Source organism: Actinomadura rubrobrunea NBRC 15275, from assembly GCF_001552235.1.
In the GTDB taxonomy this organism is placed as follows: Bacteria; Actinomycetota; Actinomycetes; order Streptosporangiales; family Streptosporangiaceae; genus Spirillospora; species Spirillospora viridilutea.
In genome coordinates this window covers 1-20,108 of record NZ_BCQU01000074.1, presented here as the reverse complement: position 1 = coordinate 20,108, position 20,108 = coordinate 1, and the positions used below count along the sequence as shown (strand labels likewise).

General features: G+C 74.6%; 17 protein-coding genes and 1 pseudogene. 9 read left to right on the top strand and 9 right to left on the bottom strand.

Going from position 1 to position 20,108, the window contains the following annotated elements:
* Positions 1-50 precede the first annotated feature (50 nt).
* The 5 genes from AR3_RS21295 (at position 51) to AR3_RS21275 (ending at position 8,252) form a co-directional block, all read left to right on the top strand.
* Complete coding sequence (locus AR3_RS21295; protein ID WP_067916162.1) at positions 51-1,007, top strand: LysR family transcriptional regulator; 957 nt, start codon at positions 51-53, stop codon at positions 1,005-1,007.
* The gene (locus tag AR3_RS21290; protein WP_313819753.1) at positions 1,004-1,978 is read left to right on the top strand and encodes a serine hydrolase; all 975 of its coding nucleotides are present in this window, start codon (positions 1,004-1,006) and stop codon (positions 1,976-1,978) included. The genes AR3_RS21295 and AR3_RS21290 overlap by 4 nt, the downstream gene beginning before the upstream one ends.
* 149 nt (positions 1,979-2,127) lie before the next feature.
* Positions 2,128-3,702: a serine/threonine-protein kinase gene (locus AR3_RS21285; RefSeq protein WP_083951747.1), complete on the top strand. Its 1,575-nt coding sequence runs from the start codon at positions 2,128-2,130 to the stop codon at positions 3,700-3,702.
* The gene (locus tag AR3_RS31810; RefSeq protein WP_067916156.1) at positions 3,699-5,351 is read left to right on the top strand and encodes a serine/threonine-protein kinase; all 1,653 of its coding nucleotides are present in this window, start codon (positions 3,699-3,701) and stop codon (positions 5,349-5,351) included. Before AR3_RS21285 ends, AR3_RS31810 begins: the two co-directional genes overlap by 4 nt.
* A gap of 147 nt (positions 5,352-5,498) precedes the next feature.
* Positions 5,499-8,252, top strand: coding sequence for an AAA family ATPase (locus AR3_RS21275; protein ID WP_067916155.1), 2,754 nt, complete (start codon positions 5,499-5,501; stop codon positions 8,250-8,252).
* Positions 8,253-8,270: 18 nt separating this feature from the next.
* On the opposite strand, the gene AR3_RS21270 is transcribed toward AR3_RS21275, so the two are convergent.
* The 3 genes from AR3_RS21270 to AR3_RS32670 form a co-directional block, all read right to left on the bottom strand.
* The gene (locus AR3_RS21270; RefSeq protein WP_067916153.1) at positions 8,271-9,551 is read right to left on the bottom strand and encodes an amidase; all 1,281 of its coding nucleotides are present in this window, start codon (positions 9,549-9,551) and stop codon (positions 8,271-8,273) included.
* Positions 9,552-9,897: 346 nt separating this feature from the next.
* Positions 9,898-10,722, bottom strand: coding sequence for a Sco1979 family transcriptional regulator (locus AR3_RS21265; RefSeq protein ID WP_067916181.1), 825 nt, complete (start codon positions 10,720-10,722; stop codon positions 9,898-9,900).
* A gap of 149 nt (positions 10,723-10,871) precedes the next feature.
* Positions 10,872-11,003 carry a hypothetical protein gene (locus tag AR3_RS32670; protein ID WP_281179289.1) on the bottom strand — a complete coding sequence of 44 codons (132 nt, stop codon included), beginning with the start codon at positions 11,001-11,003 and terminating at the stop codon, positions 10,872-10,874.
* A gap of 365 nt (positions 11,004-11,368) precedes the next feature.
* On the opposite strand from AR3_RS32670, the gene AR3_RS21260 reads away from it, so the two are divergent.
* Positions 11,369-12,541 (top strand): cupin domain-containing protein, encoded by a 1,173-nt coding sequence (locus AR3_RS21260; RefSeq protein WP_067916151.1) that lies wholly within the window; start codon positions 11,369-11,371, stop codon positions 12,539-12,541.
* Positions 12,542-12,598: 57 nt separating this feature from the next.
* Here the strand turns inward: AR3_RS21260 and AR3_RS21255 are convergent, their stop codons facing one another.
* A complete protein-coding gene (locus AR3_RS21255) occupies positions 12,599-13,360 on the bottom strand; it encodes a DeoR/GlpR family DNA-binding transcription regulator (RefSeq protein ID WP_067916150.1) in 762 nt (253 codons plus the stop codon).
* A 159-nt stretch (positions 13,361-13,519) separates the two neighbouring features.
* Here AR3_RS21255 and AR3_RS21250 point away from each other — a divergent pair, with 159 nt between their 5' ends.
* Positions 13,520-13,822 carry an ArsR/SmtB family transcription factor gene (locus AR3_RS21250; RefSeq protein WP_067916180.1) on the top strand — a complete coding sequence of 101 codons (303 nt, stop codon included), beginning with the start codon at positions 13,520-13,522 and terminating at the stop codon, positions 13,820-13,822.
* Positions 13,823-13,873: 51 nt separating this feature from the next.
* Here AR3_RS21250 and AR3_RS21245 read toward each other — a convergent pair whose 3' ends face one another.
* Positions 13,874-14,650 (bottom strand): VOC family protein, encoded by a 777-nt coding sequence (locus AR3_RS21245; protein ID WP_146150164.1) that lies wholly within the window; start codon positions 14,648-14,650, stop codon positions 13,874-13,876.
* A gap of 208 nt (positions 14,651-14,858) precedes the next feature.
* Positions 14,859-15,875, bottom strand: coding sequence for a phosphotransferase (locus AR3_RS21240; protein ID WP_169803869.1), 1,017 nt, complete (start codon positions 15,873-15,875; stop codon positions 14,859-14,861).
* 322 nt (positions 15,876-16,197) lie between these two features.
* On the opposite strand from AR3_RS21240, the gene AR3_RS21235 reads away from it, so the two are divergent.
* Positions 16,198-16,443 carry a hypothetical protein gene (locus tag AR3_RS21235; RefSeq protein WP_067916144.1) on the top strand — a complete coding sequence of 82 codons (246 nt, stop codon included), beginning with the start codon at positions 16,198-16,200 and terminating at the stop codon, positions 16,441-16,443.
* Positions 16,444-16,456: 13 nt separating this feature from the next.
* Positions 16,457-17,266 (top strand): hypothetical protein, encoded by an 810-nt coding sequence (locus AR3_RS21230; protein WP_067916142.1) that lies wholly within the window; start codon positions 16,457-16,459, stop codon positions 17,264-17,266.
* Positions 17,267-17,479: 213 nt separating this feature from the next.
* Here AR3_RS21230 and AR3_RS30760 read toward each other — a convergent pair whose 3' ends face one another.
* From AR3_RS30760 to AR3_RS31195, 3 genes and pseudogenes are all read right to left on the bottom strand, one after another.
* The gene (locus tag AR3_RS30760) at positions 17,480-17,677 is read right to left on the bottom strand and encodes a hypothetical protein (RefSeq protein WP_146150163.1); all 198 of its coding nucleotides are present in this window, start codon (positions 17,675-17,677) and stop codon (positions 17,480-17,482) included.
* Between the two features lie 440 nt (positions 17,678-18,117).
* Positions 18,118-18,963 (bottom strand): hypothetical protein, encoded by an 846-nt coding sequence (locus tag AR3_RS21225; protein WP_067916140.1) that lies wholly within the window; start codon positions 18,961-18,963, stop codon positions 18,118-18,120.
* 324 nt (positions 18,964-19,287) lie between these two features.
* Positions 19,288-20,108, bottom strand: a pseudogene (locus tag AR3_RS31195) (hypothetical protein); the annotation flags it as partial.

Genomic DNA, 20,108 nt, shown 5'->3' with positions numbered 1-20,108 from the left:
AGATCGATATGGGTGTCGCAGCCATAGCCGAATCGATATGATCGCTGCTCGTGAACCTCGTGGCCCATCTGCAGTGCTTCGTCGCGGTGGCCGAAGAACTGCATTTCGGCCGGGCCGCGGAGCGGTTGGGGATGGCGCAGCCGCCGCTCAGCCAGCGCATCCAGCGGCTCGAACGGGAGCTCGGGGTGCGGCTGTTCGAGCGGTCCAGCCGCCGCGTCGAGCTGACCGTCCCCGGACGGCTGCTGCTGGACGAGGCCCGTGAGATCCTCGCCCGCGTGGACCGCATCCGCTCCCTGGCCGACCGCGCCCGCCGCGGGGAGCTCGGCGCGCTGCGCGCGGGCGTGGCCGCCGACCTGACCGGCGCCGTCGTGGCCGCGCTGATCGCCGAGTTCCGGGAGCGCTGCCCCGAGGTGCGGCTGGACCTGCGCGAGATCGGCACCGCCGAGCAGATCCGGGCGCTGGCCGAGGGCGCGCTGGACGTCGGGGTCGTCCGCCATCCGTGCGAGGTGCGCGACCTGTGCCTCGGGCCGATGCTCGGGCAGCCGGTCGGGGTGCTGCTGCCGTCCGGCGACCCGCTGGCCGCCGCGCCCGAGGTGCACCTGGCCGACCTCGCCGGACGCGACCTGGCGCTGTTCCCGCGCGAGGAGTCGCCCGGCCCGTACGACGAGCTGCTGGCGGCCTGCCGCCGCCACGGGTACGACCCGCCCGCCGTGCACGAGGCCCGGCAGCCGCAGTTCGCCGTCGGGCTGGTGCTGGCGGGGTCGGCGGTGGCGCTGACGCCGCGTCCCCCGGACGCGTCCGGGGTCACGTGGCTGCCGCTCGTGGGCGAGCCGCTGCTGCTGCGCGTGTCGTGCGCGTGGCGCCGCGACAGCGAACGCGAGCACGCGGTGTCGGAGTTCACCTCCGCCGCCACCGCCGTGCTGTGCGCGAAGGCCGGGATGACGCCGCTGCCGTCCGCGCCGCCGCGCCGCGTCGTGCCCCGTCCGGCCTCGGGGTTCCTGGCATGAGCGGGCCGGAGCGCGGCAAGGGCGCCGCACGGGCGGGCCGGGGACGAGCGAAGGAGCGCATGGACGGGGACGTGGAGCGGATCGAGGCGGCGTTCCGGGACGCCGGCGTCACCGGGTACCTGCACGCCCTCGACGTGGACTCCGGGCGGGAGATCGGTCTGCGCTCGGACGAGCCGGTGGTGCTGGCGTCGGTGTTCAAGGTGCCGCTGCTGGTGACGTTCTTCCGGCACGTCGCCGCCGGACGCCTCGACCCCGCCGCGCAGGTCACGCTGCGTCCCGAGGACCGCTGCGCCGGCCCGACGGGCGTGTCCGCGCTGCAGGACGAAGTGCGCATGTCGCTGCGCGATCTCGCCTGCATGATGATCACCATCAGCGACAACGCCGCGGCCGACGCGCTGTTCGCCGCGGTCGGGCTGGACGCGATCGACGCGACGGTCGCCGAGCTGGGGCTGCGCGCCACCCGCGTCGTCGGCACCGGCCGCGACCTGCACGAGGCCATGCTGGCGGACGGCGGCGTGCGCGACCTGGGCGAGCTGTGGGCGCGGCTGGCCGAGCCGGGCGTGCTGGAGCGGCTGCGCGCGCTGGACCCGATGCGCACCAGCCGCAGCACGCCCCGCGAGATGGCCCGGCTCATGGCGATGATCTGGCGGGACGAGGCCGCCCCGCCCGCCGAGTGCGCGCAGATGAGACGGTTCTTCGGCCTGCAGGTGTGGCCGCACCGGCTGTCGTCCGGGTTCCCCTACGACGACGTGCGCGTCAGCGGCAAGACCGGGACGCTGCCCACGATCCGCAACGAGATCGGCGTCGTGGAGTACCCCGACGGCGGCCGCTACGCCGTGGCGGTGTTCACCCGGTCGCCGCTGCCGGCCGCGGTGCTGCCGCAGGCTGACGCGGTCATCGGCACGTCCGCGCGCCTGGCGGTGGAGGCGCTGCGCCGTCCGCGGCAGCGGGTGGTGCACGCGGGCGCGTAGCCGCATCGGTTCGGCCGCATTGGTTCGGCCGCATTGCTTCGGCCGCATTGGTTCGGCCGCATTGGTTCGGCCGCATCGGCCCGGCCGCCGCGCGCGCCGCGCCGGGGTTTGCGGGGAAAACCGCCGCGCCGACCCGGTACGGTCGGGCTATGCCTGATCGTGTGCTCGCCGGGCGGTATCGCCTGATCTCTCGTCTCGGCGGCGGCGGCGCGGGGTCGGTGTGGACGGCGACGGACGAGACGCTGCGGCGCGAGGTCGCGGTCAAGGAGATCGTGCTGCCCGACGGGCTCGACCCCGACCGGCACCGGGTGGCCTGCGAACGCGCGCGGCGCGAGGCCCGCGCCGCCGCGCTGATCGACCACCCGAACGTGATCACCGTGCACGACGTGCTGGTCGAGGACGGGCGGCCGTGGATCGTCATGGAGCTGATCCGGGGCGAGACGCTGGCGCAGGCGGCGCGGCGCGGCCTGACGCCGCCCCAGGTCGCCCGGATCGGGCTGCAGGTGCTGGACGGGCTGTGCGCCGCGCACGCGCGCGGCGTGCTGCACCGCGACGTCAAGCCCGGCAACGTGCTGCTCGACCGGGGCGGCGAGCGGGCGGTGCTGACCGACTTCGGCATCGCCGCGCTCGAGGGCGACCCGTCGCTGACCAGCACCGGCACGGTGATCGGGTCTCCGGGCTTCATCGCGCCCGAGCGGCTGCGGGAGGAGCCGGCGGGGCCGGAGTCCGACCTGTGGTCGCTGGGCGCCACCCTCTACGCGGCCGTGGAGGGACGCCCGCCGTTCGAGCGCGACAGCCCGATGGCCGCGCTGGGCGCGGTGCTGTCGGAGGAGCCGCCGCCTCCGCGCCGGGCGGGCTCGCTGGGGCCGCTGCTGTGGTACCTGCTGCGCAAGGACCCCGACGACCGGCCTCCGGCGGACGTCGTGCGGCAGGTGCTGCGCAACGTGGCCGAGGGCAGGCCGTCCGGGCTGCCCGCCCCGGCGCCGCCGGGCGCGGCGGCGACCGCCGCGACGCATCCGGGAACGCCGCCGGCACGGCGCCGGCGGATCTGGCCCGTCGTCGCCGTCGGCGTCGCGAGCGCGGCGGCGATCGCTGCCGGCGTCGCGTCCGGCCTGCTGGAGGCGGACGACCCAGGGCCCGGTCCCACGGCCCGGGCGGCCGGAAGCCCGGCCGCGCAGGCGGCTCCGCACACCACGGCGCCCTCCCCGTCCCCGACCGCCACCGCGTCCTTCGACTACTGCACCACGCTCACCAAGGCGCAGGTCCGCCGACTGCTCCCTGGCGGCGAGCCGTACCGGAGCAAGATGGACGACGGCACCTGCATCTGGGCGATCCAGGACCGCGGGATCAGCATCGGCGACGTCATCCGGCTGGCGGGCGACCCCGGGCCGTCCTCGGAGGAGGAGGCGCACACCAGGTTCGTCAGCCAGCGCAACCAGAACGCCAAGGGCTCGGACCTGGTGGTGTGGGGCTGGGACGAGATCGGGGCGCGCCGCGTGCGGGCGCGCAAGTCCCCCGCGTCGACGCTGCGCGGGGTGGGCGATGAGGCGTTCACCTACACCTACACCGGGACGAGCGCGGCCATGGACAAGGTCTTCGTCGTGTTCCGGCAGGGCAGGGCCGTCGTGGAGGTCCAGGTGTCCCACCGGCGCGGCACCGGCGGGCTCGACGACGCGGTGCAGGCGGCGCGCTGGGCCGCCGCGTCCCTCCGGAGCCGCGCATGACGGGCGCGCGGGTGCTGGCCGGCCGGTATCGGCTGGTGGAGCGGCTCGGCCAGGGCGCCATGGGGGTGGTGTGGCGGGCCCGCGACGAGGAGCTCGGCCGGGAGGTCGCGGTCAAGGAGCTGCTGCTGCCCGGCCACCTGGACGCCGCCCAGCGCGAGCACGCCGCGTGGCGCGCCATCCGCGAGGCCCGCGCCGCCGCCGCGCTCGACCACGAGTCGATCGTCACGGTGCACGACGTGGTCATGGACGAGGGCCGCCCGTGCATCGTCATGGACCTGCTGCCCGGCCGCTCCCTGGACGCCGTCCTGGCCGACCGGGGTGCGCTGCCGCCCGACCAGGCCGCGCGGGTGGGCCTGGACGTGCTGCGGGCCCTGCGCGCGGCGCACGAGCGGGGCGTCCAGCACCGGGACGTCAAGCCCGCCAACGTCTTCCTGCGCGACGACGGCCGCGCCGTGCTCACCGACTTCGGCATCGCCGCGCTGGAGGGCGACGCCACGCTCACCCGGGAGGGCTCGCTGATCGGGTCGCCCGCGTACATGGCGCCCGAGCGGGCCCGGCACGAGCGCGGCGGGCCGGAGTCGGACCTGTGGTCGCTGGGCGCGACGCTGTACGCGCTGGTGGAGGGGCGGCCGCCGTTCGCCCGCGCCACGCTGATGGGGACGCTGGCGGCGGTGCTCACCGAGGAGCCGGCGCCGCCGCGCGCCGCCGGCCCGCTCACGCCGGTGATCATGGGTCTGCTGGTGAAGGACCCGGCCGCGCGGCTGCCGGCCGCCGACGCCGAGGACGCGCTGCGGGCCGTGGCGTCCGGCGGGGCCCCGCCGCCCCTCCCGGCCGAGTTCCGGACCGTTCCGCCGCGGCCTCTGCCGACCGTGCCGACCGCGGCGCCGTCCGGGCCGCCCGTGTCGGCAGGGCCGACCGTGCCTTCTGGGCCGTCGGGGCCGGCCGTGCCCTCTGGACCGTCGGGGCCGGCCGTGCCGTCCGGCGCCCGGCGGCGGCGCGGCCGGGGCCTGCTCCTGCCGCTGGCGACCGGGGCGGCGGTGACCGCGGCCGCCGTGGGGATCACGATCGCGGTGGTGCTCCACGCGCAGGAACGCGTGCAGTCGCGGGAGAGGACCCGCTCGCCGGGCCCGTCGAGGTCGGCCGGCGCGGCCTCGTCCGAACCGGTCCGCTTCACCGCGCCCCCGTCCGCGTGCGGGACGATCAGCGCCGACCAGGCGGCGCGGCTGGTGCCCGGCTTCTCCGCCCAAGCCGACTCCTCGCCCGAGCATTCGACCGGCCTGCCGAGGTCGGAGTGCCGGTGGAGCGACGTGGGGTCGAGCGCCCGCGGCGCGCCGAACCTGCGCGTCACCCTGGTCGCCGACCGGACCGTCGCCGCCGCGCGCACCCGCTACCGGAACGAACGCGACAGCGCCCAGCCGCCGCGGACCCCCGACCCGGAGCACGCCTTCCGCGACGTCTCCGGGCTGGGGGACGAGGCGTTCCTCGTGGAGGACCGGCCGGAGGAGCGGCGCGCCACCGTCGTCTACCGCGTCGCCAACCTCACCGCCGAGATCGAGTACGAGGCGGGCGGCAGGACGAGCGGCGAGCTGCGCGAGCAGGCCCTGCGGGCCGCCCGCTGGGTCGAGGCCGCCGTGGAACGCCGGCGCTGAAAGCCCCGGCCCCGGCCGGCCCCGGACGTCGCCTCCGAAACGTCGACTCCGAAACGTCGACTCCGAAACGTCACCGCTTAACGACGTTCCCACACATCCGGAAAACGTAGGCTGTTACCCGGTTTGATCACTATTGGGGAGTGTGCGTTGCGGCTGCCGGAGCACCTGGAGCTACTGCTCACCGACGAGCCGGTCCTCGACGTCTACGCCTACGGCCCGTGGCGGGTGCCCGACGGGCTGTTCGAGGAGATCGGGGCCCGGATCGACGCGCTGGCACGCGATCCGCGCTGCGCGGACCTGACCACCGACGAGCACAAGCTGCTGACCCTGCCCGCGCCGCTCGTGGTCGCGGAGATCTTCGGCATCCTGGCGTTCCTGCCCGGCGGCGGCGCGATCAAGGGCGGGTCGTGGTCGCAGCTGCCGGAGCGGCTGCTGCGCCGCCACATGGTCAACCCCGGCCCGCTCAGCACCCGGATGACGCGCTGGGACGCCCCCGGCGGCCGCTGGCGTCCCCCGGTGGACTGGCTCGTCGAGGCGCCGGACCGCGCGCTGGCGATCGAGCTGGCCCGCGAGTGCCTGACCGTGCTCGAGGGCATCGAGCCGCTGGAGCGGCGGCGCACCGCGCTGCTGCGCCTGTACGACGACCCGCCCCCGTGCGAGGTCAACCTGCCGAAGATGGAGCTCCGGGAGAACTGGAACGCGCACGCCGACGACGACGTCCTGGCGGCCGTCCCCGAGCTGCTGGGGCCGGTCGGCTACCTGGAGTGGGTGTGCGCGGGGCTGCTCGCGGCGCACGAGGCGCTGCTCGCGGCGGCGCCGCGCGACGAGTCCGTCGAGGTGCACCTCATCCACCTGATGCTGCAGGGCAGCATCGAGCAGGTGCCCGGCGAGCTGGCCGTCGCGCTCGGCGAGGACCTCTACGGCGAGATCGCCGCCCGCTTCCCCGCCGAGCAGCGCGGGTTCAAACCGGGCCCGTGGCAGGAGGAGACCCGCGCGTGGCTGGTGCGGGCGCTGGTCGCGGGCGCCGCCGACGCCTGCCGCGCCTGGCTGGACATGGCCATGCGGTTCGTGGCGACCCTGCAGGGCCTGCCCGGCGACCCGTGGTTCCCCAAGCCCGAGTGGATCCCGGTCGGGCAGTTCCAGACGGACCTGCGGCGGCTGTTCGCGCCGCGCCGCCGCGTCGTCAACCCGCTGGTCTCCCGGTTCAAGGCCGAGGCGCGGGCCGCCCGCGAGGACGCGCAGGCCGACGCGCGGCCGTCCGGGGACGGCGACGGCGGCGAGACCGTCGTCGACACCCTCGTCGGGCAGCCGGAGGTGTCGGCCGTCCTGGCGGAGATCGGCCGCGAGCGCGCGCCCGTGCGGCTGCTGCTGGCCGGGCCGGACGGCACCGGCAAGCGCGACGCCGCCCAGGAGGTCGCCCGCATCCTGCGGCTGGGCCGCGAGCCGCTGTGGATCACCGACAACCTGCTCGCCGGGCAGCGGCTGGCGGACGCGGTCGCCAAGCTGCACGCCGACGTCCGCGACTGCGCGTGGGAGCGGCTGCTGGTCATCGAGGGCCTGGACGACATCGCCCTCGACCCGGGCAACGGCGAGGCGCTGACCGAGGAGCTGCACCGGCTGCTCGCGGTCCACCCCGACGTCAACGTGGTCGCGCTGTGCGACGAGGACGGCGACGAGCGCGTGCGGGAGGTCAACCCGGCGCTGCTGCAGCGCTTCCGCGTCGCCCGCACCCGCCCGTTCACCCCCGAAGGGCACGCCGAGCTGTTCCGTCGGGCGCTGCGGCGGCACGGGGCGCGCGCCACCCGGCAGGCGCTGACCGCGGCGGGCCAACTGCTGGCCGCGACGCCGCCCATGCAGACGCTGCGCAACGCCCGTCTCGCCCCGCACCTGGCGGACCTGGTCGTCGCGTCCGTGCGGGCCCGCACCGGCCCGGACGAGGAGCTGGTGGTGCGGCGCAAGGACATCCCGCGCACCCTGGACACCGCGCCCGGCGCCGGGGACGCGCTGGCCGAGCTGAACGGCCTGGTCGGGCTGGAGAACGTCAAGCAGGAGATCGCGCTGCTGGTCGCGAGCACCCGCGCCGAGCAGCTGCGCAGCGCGTCCGGGCTGTCGGTGACCCCGCCGACCCGGCACATGGTGTTCACCGGCAACCCCGGCACCGGCAAGACGATGGTGGCGCGGCTGCTCGGCCGCATCTACAAGCAGCTCGGCGTGCTGTCGTCGGGGCACCTGGTGGAGGCGTCCCGCGCGCACCTGGTCGGCGAGTACATCGGGCAGACCGCGCCGCGCACCCGCCGCCTGGTCGAGCGGGCGCTCGGCGGCGTGCTGTTCATCGACGAGGCCTACACCCTCACCCAGTCGCCGATGCGCGGGGACTACGGCCACGAGGCCATCGCCGAGCTGGTCAAGCTGATGGAGGACCACCGCGACGACCTCATCGTGATCGTCGCCGGCTACGAGCGGGAGATGGCCGAGTTCCTGGCCGCCAACCCGGGCCTGGACTCGCGCTTCCCCAAGCAGCTGCACTTCCCCGACTACACCGACGACGAGCTGGTCGCGGTGTTCGAGCAGCTCGCCGCCGCCGACGGGTTCCGCCTGGCGCCGGACGTGGCCGACCGGCTGCGGGCCATGCTGCGGCGCGCCCCGCGCGGGCCGTCCTTCGGCAACGGCCGCCTGATGCGCAACCTGCTCGACCTGGCCGTCGCGAACCAGGCGCAGCGTCTGGCCGCCCGCGTCTCCCCGGAGTCCGACGGGACCTCCCCCGCCGGGAAGGCCGCGCCGAACGGGAAGGCGGCGCCGAACGGGAAGCCGCCCGGCAAGAAGGAGCTGGTCACCCTCACCGCCGAGGACATGCCGCAGATCTTCGACAACCCCGAGGAGCTGTTCGGCCTCTACCTGTGAGCGGGCTCCGCGGCGCGGTCAGCCCCGGGACGCCGCGCAGCGCTCCGCCGCGGCGAACAGCACGTGCTCGGCCCCGGCCCGCCCGACGAGCTGCGCGCCGACGGGCAGGCCGCGCACGAACCCCGCCGGGATGCTCAGCGCGGGCACCCCGGCCACGTTCCACGGGCACGTCAGGGACACCAGCGCGGGCTGCAGCGGCCCCAGGTCGCTGTCGCGCTGCCCGATGAGCGGCGCGGTGAGCGGGACCGTGGGCAGCACCAGCACGTCGTAGCGGCCGAGCAGGTCGGCGACGGCGCGGGTGAAGTCCTCGCGTTCCCGCACGGCCCGCACGTAGCGCCAGCCCGGCGTGCGCCCGGCCCGGCGCAGCCGGTCGAGCGTCGGCGGCTGGTACAGGTCCGCGGCGCGTTCCACCCGGTCGGCGTGCACGTCGTAGGCCTCCGCGTCCTGGATCGCGGCGAACACGCGCCGCGCCGCGCGCAGGTCGACGCGCTCGACGGGCAGGTCCGGGAACGACGCGCGCACCGCCTCCTCGACCTGCGCGTCCATCGGCACCATGCCGTCGACCCAGGCCATGCGCACCTCGCGCGGCGCGGGCGGCTCGGCCGAACCGGTCAGCGCCCGGTACGCCGTGCGGCAGTCCGCGGCCGTCGCCGCGAGCACGCCCACGTGGTCGAACGAGGGGGCCAGCGGGAAGACGCCGTCGACGGGGAACGTCCCGAAGGCGGGCTTGAACCCGGCGATCCCGCACAGGGCGGCGGGGATGCGCACCGAGCCGCCGGTGTCGGTGCCCAGCGCCAGCGGCACCATCCCCGCCGCGACGGCGACCGCGCTGCCTCCGCTGGAGCCGCCCGACGCCCGGGCCGGGTCGTGCGGATTGCGCGACGGGCCGGTCGCCGACACGTCCCCGCTCGCGCCGTAGGCGAACTCGTGCGTCGTCGTCTTGCCGACGATCACCGCGCCCGCCTCCCGCAGGAGCCGCACGCACGCCGCGTCCTCGGCGGCCACGTGCCCCGCGAAGTGCGCCGAGCCCATGCCGGTGGGCAGGCCGGCGACGTCGATGACGTCCTTGACCGCGACCGGGACGCCGTGCAGCGCGCCGCGGTCCGCCCCCGCCGCCAGCTCCTCGTCGGCGCGCCGGGCCGCCGCGGCGGCGCCCTCGGCGTCGACGGCGGCGAACGCGTTCAGGTCCGGGTCGATCGACTCCAGCGCCCGCTCCAGCAGCGCGGCGGCGCTCGTCCGGCCCGCCCGCAGGTCCCGCCCGAGGTCCGCCAGCGTGCGGCCGGCGAAGAAGCCCTTCATGCCCTGCCCTCCCCTGCCGGTCCCTTCTGCCGCCCCTTCCTACCACCCAATTCGCGCGTTTCCGGCGGAACGCCCGCGACTTCGACCGCTCGTCGCATCCGGGCGACCGCTCGTCGACTGCCGCCCCGGACCCGCGAACCCGCGGCGCCCATCACGGCTAGTTTCTTCGCACCAACGGAGCGTTCCCGCGGCGCATTGGGGGGCGGGGCGGCAACCCCGGACGGCTGCCGCCCCTGACGTCGGGGAACGGCTCCGCGGCAAGCGGGGGGGAGCGGGTCACGGCGGCACGGCCGGGGGACGGCGTGCCGTCCGCCGTGGCCTACCGCGTCCGGGCGGCCCCGCGCCGTCAGTCCTCGGCGAGCAGCCGCCGCAGCGTGTCGAGGCTCTTGGGCGGCGAATCGGCGTCCACGACCAGGCGGTTCATGATGTCGGTGTAATGGTCGACGTCGGCGCGCCGGTCCGGGTAGTGCGCGGTGGTGAGCTGCTCGAGGTAGACGACGTCGGGCAGATCGGCCTCCTCGAACCGCAGCAGCGTGATCGGCCCGCCGAGCGCGCCGTGCCCGCCCGCGCCGAACGGCAGCACCTGCACGGTGACGTTGCGCAGCGCGCACACGTCGATCAGGTGCCGCAGCTGGTCCCGCATGACCTCGCGGCCGCCGAACGGGCGGCGCAGCACGGCCTCGTCGAGCACCGCCCACAACCGCGCCGGGTCGTCGCGGGTGAGGATGCGCTGCCGCTCGCGGCGCAGCGCGACGCGCCGTTCGATCTCCTCCTCGGACGCGCGGGGGTGGGTGAGCCTGATCACGGCGCGCGCGTAGTCCTCGGTCTGCAGCAGCGCGGGGACGACCTGCACCTCGTAGCAGCGGATGACGCTGGCGCCCTGCTCCAGCCCCAGGTAGGGCTCGAACCAGGGCGGGACGATGTCGTGGTAGCGCTGCCACCATCCCGGCACCGAGGCCGCCCGCGCCAGCTCCACCAGCGCCTCGCGCTCGTCCGGGTCGGTGACGCCGTAGAGGGTGAGCAGGTCCGCCACGTCGCGCTCCTTGAAGCCGACGCGGCCCAGCTCCATCCGGCTGATCTTGGAGGCGGATCCGCGGATCTCGTAACCCGCCTGGTCGGCCGATATCCCGGAGGCCTCGCGGAGTTTGCGCAGCCGCGCGCCGACCACCATCCGCAGCACCGTGGGCCCGGCCCGCCGCAGGCCGACGGCCTGCTCCTCCGCCGCGAAGTCCACTGTCGCTCTCCCTTGGCCGATGTTCGCGTTTCCCAGCGTGCCATCTCCGGCGAGCGGTGCACAGCAAACCGGAGACCGCGGGGACGTCAGGGGCCGCGGGCGGCGCCGGACGGCGCGGACGCGCCCGGCGAGCCGACGAACGGGCAGGCCCGGGCGCCGCCGCCCGGACGGCGCCGCACCGTGCCGGGCCCGCTCCGGGCCGTCGCAGGAGAGGTCATCGTGACTTTTCTCCCAGTCGGTCGAACCAACCGTTGCCGTCTAACCTAACTCGGCGGCCCCATCCTGCCGCGGTCCAGTCGCCGGTCCGGCCGGACGCGCCGCCCAGAGAAGCCGCCGGACAAGGCCCTCCGGACGGCGGCGGTCCTGCCGCCGTCCTCCGCACGCGCGCCGAGCACATCCTGAGGGCATGCTCCGACATCGGGACGTTATGCGCGCATCCGGCAACCGGTGAGCGATTCGCCCCGGACCGCCCCGGGCAGCCGAGGAAAGCGTGAAAGGCGGGATTGACCGCCGCGGAGCGACCGGGCTACCACACGAAGAGCGGAAAACGCTTTCCTAATCCCGTCGACGCCCAGGAGGGCCCATGACCACCTCACCCGGCCGGCGCACCCGCCGGCGCGCCCGCGTCGCCGTCCTCGCGGCGGCATCGCTCGCCGCCTCGGGCCTGACGATCGGGGTTTCGGCGCCTCCCGCGGCCGCCGCCTGCGGCGACCTTCCGACCTACCACGCCGAGGCGGTGCAGAGCGGCGGCACCTGGACCGCCCGCAACGGCTCGCGCACCGTCTACAGCGGCGGCGACATGCGGGCCGCCGTGCAGGCGGCGATCGACAGCCTGACGGCGGGCCGCACCGCCAAGGAGTGGGTGGTGGTGCGCGGCAGCGGCTCGATCAGCGCCGGGTCGCGGATCTCGCTGCGCGACCACACCGGGATCGACGTGTGCGGCACCATCGACGTCACCGGCTCCGGCTCCGGCGACCAGGCGCCGATCTACGCCCGCGGCGTGCGCGACATCGAGGTGCGCCACCTGAACGTCACCGGCTCCCCGCTCTACGGGATCTTCATGCGGAACGTCGAGAACGTCGTCCTCGGCGACATCCAGCTGCGGCTGTCCGGCGGCCTGGGCGTGCGCATCGACAACCACGGCGACCGCTCCGTCCGCTCCCGCGACATCAGCATCGACCAGGTGTACGTGTCGGGGACGTCGTCGCACGGCGTCGAGACGTACGGCGTCGACGGGCTTGCCATCAACCGCGTCACGGCCCGCAATACCGGGGGTTCCGGGCTGCTGTTGAACGACACCATCAACGCGACCGTCACCCGGGTCGACGCAGACGGCGCGGGCACCGGCACCGGGTACGCCGCCCTGCGCTTCGCCAACCGCAACGGCCGCGTGGGCGACTCCTACCCGATCAACATCCGCGTCGGCAGCGTGAAGGCGCGGGGCGGCGGACGCGGCGTGTTCTGCGTCTCCGAGAGCGGCGGCGCCGTGATCGACGAGGTGGACATCGCGAACACCGGCAACAACGCCATCCTGCTGGAGAACTGCTACAACATGACGATCGCGGGACGGTCGGGGACGGTCGACGGCGGCGGCGAGGTCCGCATCGCCGCGCGCACCGAGTTCCCGCCGTCGCGCGACATCACGCTGCAGAACCTGACGGTGCGCAACACCGCGATCCGCTGGAGCCCGTGCACGGGCAGCGACATCGTGCTCCGCAACGTCACCCGCGAGAACTCCGCCCTCTACTGGTGTTGAACGTCCGCCCCCCGCACGCGCGTCCGGGGCGGCCCCGGCCGCCCCGGGCGCCGCGCCTCAGACGCGGACGATCTCCGGGCCGGCCGCGGCCAGCTCGGCGGCCAGCTCGGTGTCCAGGCCGGTGTCGGTGATCAGCACGTCGATGTCGGACAGGTCGGCGAACCGCACCAGGTAGTCCTGCCCGATCTTGGTGCGGTCGGCCAGCAGCACCCGGCGCCGCGACGAGGCGATCATCGCCCGCTTCACCGCGGCCTCGGCCTGGTCGGTGGTGGTCAGGCCGCGGGCCGTCGAGCAGCCGTTGGTGGCCATGAACGCCACGTCCACGCACAGGTCCGCCAGCGGCCGCAGCACCCACTCGTCCACGGTGGCCAGGGTCCGGCCGCGCACCCGCCCGCCCAGCATGATCACGTTGAGGTTGGGCCGGGCGGCCAGGACGGTGGCGTGCGGCGGGGAGTTGACCACCACGGTCAGCTCCCGGTCGGCGGGCAGCAGCCGCACCAGCCGCGCCGTGGTGGTGCCCGCGTCGATGATCACCGAGCCGTCGCGCGGCACCTCCTCCAGCGCCGCCTTGGCGATGCGCTCCTTCTCCTCGGTCATCACCGCGTCCCGCGCGGCCAGCGCGGGCTCGAACCCGAGCCGCTCGACCGGGATCGCCCCGCCGTGGACGCGCCGCAGCGTCCCGGCCCGCTCCAGCACGGTCAGGTCGCGCCGGATCGTCTCGGTCGTCACCGAGAACTCCTCGGCCAGCGCGACCACGTCGACCCGGCCCTTCGCCCGCGCCCGGGCCAGGATCTCCTGCTGCCGCTCTTCGGCGTACATGCCCGCTCCCCTGCCTGGGTTCGTGCCGTGGAGCCCCATTGTCCTGCACGCACGTCCGCGGCGCTCCCCCGCCCGCTCGCCGCCGCCGGCATCCCGGCGGGCCCGTCGCGTTCGGCGAGCGCGCCGCCGGAGCGCCGAGACCGTGCCATGATCATTGCCGTGCTGGACGTGGATCTCCTCAAGGCGCTGGCCAGCGTCCGCAGGCAGCAGATCCTGGCGTGGCTGCGCGATCCGGAACGGCATTTCCCCCCGCAGCGCGACGGCGACCTGGTCCGCGACGGGGTCTGCTCCCTGTTCATCGCCGAGAAGCTGGGCGTCAGCCAGCCCACCTGCGGCGAGCACCTCAAGATCCTCGCCCGGGCGGGCCTGGTCCGCAGCAAGAAGATCAAGCAGTGGGTGTTCTACCGGCGCGACGAGGACCGCATCGCCGAGGCCAAGCGGAGTCTCGGCGGCGACTGGTAGGGCGACTGGTAACACGGCCGGCGGGCGGACCGTTCGCGGGCCGGCGCCCGCTCAGCGGGCCGGTTCGATGACGGCCAGGGGCGTGCCCAGCGGGTCCCTCATGATCGAATAGCGGCCGGGGCGGATGTCGCGCGGGGCCACCGCGACGCGGGCGCCCAGCTTCGCCGCCTTGGCCACGCACGCGTCGCAGTCCTCAACGGCGAAGTACGGCATCCACTGGGGCCGCTCCAGCGGCCGCAGCGGACTGTCCAGCACGACCATGCCGCCGACGGACCGGTCGGCGACCCGCCAATAGGAGTAGGTCAGGCCCTCGTGGTTCCGCTCCACGAACGTCCAGCCCAGGACGTCGCCGTAGAAGCGCTGGGCGCCGTCCAGGTCGCGGCAGCCCAGCTCCAGCCAGCACAGCGCGCCGGGCTCGTCCACCACGCCCGCGCCCTGGAACGCGAGTCCCTTCCACAGCGCGAAGCCCACGCCGTCCGGGTCGACCGCCAGCGCCAGCCTGCCGAGGTGCGCGACCTCCGCGTCCTCCACGATCACCTGGCCGCCCGCCGCGCGCACCCGCCGCACCGCGGCGCCGAGGTCGTCGACGGCGAAGTAGCACGTCCAGTGCGACGTCTGCGCGGTGCCGGCGAGCGCCCGCATCCCGGCCACGCGGGGCCCCTTGGGCTTCCCGAGCGTCCACGTGTGGTAGTCGCCGAAGTCGTAGCTGTACGAGTGGGAGTGCCAGCCGAACACGCCCCCGTAGAACTTCCTGGCCGCCCTGATCTTGGGGCTGGCCAGCTCCACCCAGCACGGCGCCCCGGGAGCGTACCCGGATACCTCGGTCAACAGGCCCCCTCCCTCCCACACGCTACGCTACGAGAAGGCCGTCTCACCGATCGTGGCTGGTACCCAATCCCCTCCATCGAACTCCGCAAAACTTCGGCAGGCCGCCGTCCCCGAAGCCGCCGACCGTCTGCTCGGGCGAAGACGGACACGCCGCTCAGGCGAAGACGGACACGGCGCGGGCCGCGGCGAGGCGGCGGGGCCGACCGGGTCAGGCGGCCAGGGGTGAGGCGGAGCCCCGGCCCGCGAACGCGTCGCGGACGTCCTGCCAGTGGCGGGTCCACCAGTCGAGCATGCGGGAGTCGCGGACGAACGCCCGGCCGCAGGCGTTGAGCCACCAGTCGAGGGCGCCGGGGCCGGACCGGTGCGGGTGGCCGCAGCAGTGGCCGTAGTAGTACTCCAGATGCCAGTGGTCGCACATGGTGCTCCACCACACGCGGCGCACCGCGTCGCCCAGGGCGCGCTCGTCGACCGGCGCGATGGAGCGGTAGCCGTTGGTGAACGCGGCCAGGCGCGGCAGGTCGATCACGCCGTCCTCGCGGGCGAACAGCGCGAGCGCGGCGCGGGCGAGCTCCTCCATCAAGGGGCGCACGGCCAGCCGGTCCCAATCGAGGACGGCGACGACCGCGCGGTCGCGCCAGAGGAGGTTGTCGGCGCGCAGGTCGCCGTGCGTCCAACCGTACGGCCCGGGAGGGCGGTCCCGCGCGGGACGCAGCGCGCCGTACCGCCGCAGCAGGTGGGTGCGCCGCCGCAGGTGGACGACGAAGGTCAGGTCGGCGGTCTGCGGGGAGCGCAGCGAGGAGATGTGGTCGAGCAGCCGAGCCGTCCGGGCCAGCGCCCGCTCCGGGCATTCGACGGCCGCGGGACGCGGCGCCCGCGCGGACGCGGACCCGGGCGCGGGCGGGGTGCGGAGCAGGGCGTGGTGCAGGCGGGCCACCAGTGCGCCCAGGTCGGCGGCCTGGCGCGGCGCGAGGTCGGTGCCGGCGACGTGGACGCCGTCCGTCCACGGGAACGCGCAGTAGCCGTGCCCTCCGACCTCGACGACCAGGGCGCCGTCGGGCGCGGGCAGCGCGGGGCGGACGGGCAGGCCGTCCTCGGCCAGGGCGGCGAGCGCGGCGAGGTTGCGGCGGGCGGTGCGCAGGTCGACGTCGAGGATCCGGCGCAGGTGGAACGCGCCGCGGGCGGTGACCAGCCGCCAGTTGCGGTTCATCATCCCCTCGGGGATCATCTCCGCATTCTCCACGGCGCCCAACCGGAACATTTCCGCCGGCGCGAGGATTTCGCCCGGAGTATCACCCACTCGGTGTTGAGACACCGTGCCACGTTACCGGGGACGCCGATGCCGCCGCGATGAACAATACCGTGTCGGCGCACTCGATAAAGATCGACAGCGGATCCGCGGCCGCCGCGCCGGGCCGATCCGCCCGATCCTGCGTATTGTGCCGCGGAACCTCCGCAGAAGTGATTGCTCCGAGCCCTGACCCGGCGATTACCTGACGCGCCAGCGAAGAAGTCGACGCGAGGGCCGCCGGTGCGCAATGGTTTCTCTCATGGATGCACGAATTCGAGGGGGCGCCGCGTCCGGTCCGGCCGAATGGCTGCTGGCCTTCCTGCGCGCCCGGGAGAAGACGAGACGAGCCCGCACCGGCCGCGCCGCGGGGCCGGCGGAATGGCTGCTGGTGTTCCTGGAGGCCGAACGCACCGAAACGGCCGCCCGGCAGCGTCCGTCGGTGCTGTCGAGGCGCGGCAAGACCGAGGAGTACGCCTTCGGGCGGTTGAACGCGCGAACGGCGTGACGGGACGGAGAAAATGATCATCGAAATGTCGTCCGCCGCCCTGATCGGGGGCGGATTCGGTGCCGCCGAACTGATCGTCCGCTACCGCGACAAGCCGCTGGCGGCGTTCCTTTCGCCGGCCGGACTGCTGTACGTGTTCGTCAATACCGCCGCGTCGGTCCTCACCCTGATCGCGATCACCGCGGCGGGGTGGACGTTCGGCCTGCCGGAGACCATGCACCCGGTGAGCCTGCTGATCGTGCGGGTGATGACGGCGGGCCTCGGGTCGGCCGCGCTGCTGCGCGTGTCGTTCACCTTCGCCCTCGACCGGGGCGTCGGCATCGGCCCGATCACCGTCCTCAACGGCATCCTGCGGATCCTGGACGGCGAGCTGGAGCGCAAGCGCGCGCTCAGCCGGCTGTCGCACAACGATCTGGCGGGGCTGTCGTTCGAGCGGGACCACGCCGCGCTGACCGAGCTGTGCTGCCACCTGCTGCGCGAGTTCGACCTGGCCGAGGCGCAGCGGCTGGGCAGCCTGGCCGCCGATCTCAGCCACCGCGACGACCTCACCGACGCCGACAAGCTCGACTGCTTCGGCCTCGAGCTGAACCGCCTGGTCGGCGAGCGCGCGCTGCGGCAGGCCGCCGCGCGCCTGCGGGACCGTCCGGACCACGGGCCGCACCCGGCCCACCACCAGATGATCGAGGACGAACGGATCGCCCCCGTGACCATGGAGCACGAGGTCGTCGCGGAGCCGCCGCGGTCGGCGATGACCAAGCCCTCGCGGCTCGCGCCGGGTTCCAACGGCAGCAGGCTGGAGCGCAAGGCCCTCAGCGACGTGTGAGCCCCACACCCGTCCGACGACGAAAGCCGGTGTGCTCCGGGATTTCCCGGGACACACCGGCTTTCCGCTGTCGTGGGCTGCTTTCTGGGCGGTGCTCGGTTCGCGTTCGTCGCCGCGTGTGCAGTCGCGGAGCCGCTCCAGGACGCGTCCAGAACGGTTCTTCTCATGGCCGCCGACAACGCCGCGGAATGGTCGGACGCGGTGAGGATCGGGTCAGTCGGCGTTCGGGCGTTTGATCCCGGTCCGCTGCGGACCGGCGTGGTTCTCGATGGCCGCGGCGATGCGGTGCAGAGCTTCGGCCATGGACACCAGCGCCTCGACTTGGGCGGCCGCCATCATATTCTCCGGGGACGGGTCGGCGGCCTGGGCCTCCGCCGCTGAATCGCGGGCCTGCTGAATCCACCAATGCACGTACCGAATCATAGTCCCGGCGTCAGCCGGTTGGCAGTGCATGACCGCGCGAGTTTCTTCGCGAGAAGGCCGCCGCAGAACAACGCCGCCGTCTCCGGAAAGCTTTGCCTTCTGCGCATAGATGGCCCGCCATGAGCCATCGGACAAACGTTTCATAGATGTCGCGCGCGGGAGCGGCGAATTCTGATCAAGAAGGCGGGGAAACAGAATCCGGTCTCCGTCGCGGATGGATTTCCGAGACGGAGACCGGATCGGACGACGTCCGGGGCGAGGTGGCCGACCGCGGATGCGGCGGGCCCGATCCGAATCCGCGGATCACCGTTCGGCCGGACGGTGATGCCTCGCACCGGGGCGTCTTGTGTCGTTCGGCTCCGTTCAGGCCGGCTCGGCCGCGGGCGGGCGCGGCCGGCGGCCGACGCGAACGCCCTGCCGCGGGACGGTCAGGACGCGGCGCGGTGGTCGCCCGGCTTGACCAGCTTGGTGAGGAACGCGCGGAGCCCGCGCTCGGCGGCCTGCGGCTCGACCGCCGCGGCCGCCTCGGGCTGCGCCGCCACCCGCACCGCGGCCTCCGGCGCGGGCCGCGTCAGACGCCGGGTGGACGGCAGGGTGCCCGGGGCCGCGTACCAGGCGGACCCGCGCCGCGGGCTCGTCCGCCCCTTCCCCCTCGCCTTGGCCTTGTGCGCCTTGTGCTTCTTCGCCTTGTGCGCCTTGTGGGCCTTCGCCTTGTGGGCCTTGTGCGCCTTGTGAGACTTGTGCGCCTTGTGCGCCTTGTGAGACTTGTGGGCCTTGTGCTTCTTCGCCTTCTTAGCCTTCTTCGCCTTGTAGGGCTTTGACTTGTACGGCTTGGCGTCCTCCGAGCCGTAGTCGTCGTAGTAGTCGGCGTTGCAGCTGTTGCAGGAGCTCCACTCACCCCTGGGGGAGGAGTCGTCGCCGTAGGACTTGGCGATGTTCACCAGCGCCACGGCGTCCCCGGACGCGTTGACGGGCCCGTTGAAGGTGCCGCCCAACGCGCTGATCCCGTCCAGGCCCAGGTCGTCGTCGCCGTCCGACGAGCCGTCCACGTCGTTCAACGGGCAGTCGATGTTCGCCCTGGCGAAGATGCCCGCCAGGTCGCCGCACCCGCGGAACCCGTTGGCCGAGCGGATCCCCTGGGCCTGGATCTGGTCGATGTCGGCCGGCTGGGCGACGCTCGCGGCGGCGCCCCCGACCGAGACGCTCGATCCCAGCACCACGGCGCCCGCGGCGGCCACGGCCGCGCGGCTGAGGTTCTTTCTCCAGTTCCGCATTCGTGTACTCCTGTCCTGTGTGTTCCTGATCGATGCACTTGCTGGACGGCGCGAGGTGCGCCGTGCCCCGGCGACGGTGCAGGGCACCATTGCTCCGGTGGTGGGTGGTCTTCGGCGCGGGCCGGGATGTGCCGGCGCGGTTCCGGCGCCCGCGTGGACGTCGCGCCGTCCGCGCCGCCGCCCGCGGCGTCCCGCGGCCGCGCGCCGTCGGCGTACTGGGGGCGACATATCGGCCTGCCGGGACGCGTCGGGACCTGGGGCCCGGGGGAACGCGCCCGGCCGGTTGCGCGGACGGCCCGGCGGGACGGCTCGGCGTGAGGCGTATTAATCGGGGACGGCGGCCAGATCCTCGACCGCGATCATGTCTTGCAGGGCGACGTAGGGAACAGCCGAAAAGCCGCTGTCGCGAGGCGCTTTCAGCGGCTGGGCCTGGAAGATCCCGGCGAGGGGCAGCTGCGCGTGCCCTCCGGACACACTGGACACATCGGCCGGGGCGGGGCGGTCGATGGGGAACGGAAGAAGAGGGGACGGCGGCTCGCCTTTGGTGCGGCAGGACCGGCAGTCATGGACGGCGGGCTGCACGGCGACGTCCGGCGAGGCGACCCGCGGTTCGAGACCGACGTCCGCGGAGGAGGACGCGTCCTCCTCCGGAGGCGCCGTGGCCTCGACGGCCCTGTCGGCTGCCCCGTCGAAGCCGGGAGGCGATGCGGCCGACTGCGCCGAGGCTCCCGGAGCGACCGGCCCTCCCGACGGCGCCGGCGGCACCTGAGCGTCGGCGCCGCCCATCGGTTCCGGCACCGACACCGTCATGTCACCGGAGACCGCGGCATCGACCACGGGCCGCAGGTCGACCGGGACGAACGCGTCGGCGGGCCGGGAGACGTCGGCGAGCATCCTCACCGTCCGCCACAGCATGGCCGCGTCGTCGACGGAGTCCGCCTCTCCGCCCGAGAGATCGTCGTCCAAGGCGCGCAGGAGCGACTCGGCGGTCAGCAGACCGCCGCGGTCCATCAGACTCCACGTCGGACGGTCGCCGCGGTCGGCGCGGCGGTCGGGCTCCGCCGGGTCGGGCAGCCGCGCGGGCGGCTCGGCGTGCCGCGCCCGGTGCCGCCGGACGGTGTCGGCGGCCGGCGCCTCCGGCGCCG

Coding starts and splice junctions, on each gene's coding strand:
- AR3_RS21235 (WP_067916144.1), top strand. CDS start 16,198: ATGGATGCACGAATTCGAGGGGGCGCCGCGTCCGGTCCGGCCGAATGG.
- AR3_RS21290 (WP_313819753.1), top strand. CDS start 1,004: ATGAGCGGGCCGGAGCGCGGCAAGGGCGCCGCACGGGCGGGCCGGGGA.
- AR3_RS21270 (WP_067916153.1), bottom strand. CDS start 9,551: ATGAAGGGCTTCTTCGCCGGCCGCACGCTGGCGGACCTCGGGCGGGAC.
- AR3_RS21260 (WP_067916151.1), top strand. CDS start 11,369: ATGACCACCTCACCCGGCCGGCGCACCCGCCGGCGCGCCCGCGTCGCC.
- AR3_RS21265 (WP_067916181.1), bottom strand. CDS start 10,722: ATGGTGGTCGGCGCGCGGCTGCGCAAACTCCGCGAGGCCTCCGGGATA.
- AR3_RS21255 (WP_067916150.1), bottom strand. CDS start 13,360: ATGTACGCCGAAGAGCGGCAGCAGGAGATCCTGGCCCGGGCGCGGGCG.
- AR3_RS21285 (WP_083951747.1), top strand. CDS start 2,128: ATGCCTGATCGTGTGCTCGCCGGGCGGTATCGCCTGATCTCTCGTCTC.
- AR3_RS21230 (WP_067916142.1), top strand. CDS start 16,457: ATGATCATCGAAATGTCGTCCGCCGCCCTGATCGGGGGCGGATTCGGT.
- AR3_RS32670 (WP_281179289.1), bottom strand. CDS start 11,003: ATGACCTCTCCTGCGACGGCCCGGAGCGGGCCCGGCACGGTGCGGCGC.
- AR3_RS31810 (WP_067916156.1), top strand. CDS start 3,699: ATGACGGGCGCGCGGGTGCTGGCCGGCCGGTATCGGCTGGTGGAGCGG.
- AR3_RS21225 (WP_067916140.1), bottom strand. CDS start 18,963: ATGCGGAACTGGAGAAAGAACCTCAGCCGCGCGGCCGTGGCCGCCGCG.
- AR3_RS21240 (WP_169803869.1), bottom strand. CDS start 15,875: ATGATCCCCGAGGGGATGATGAACCGCAACTGGCGGCTGGTCACCGCC.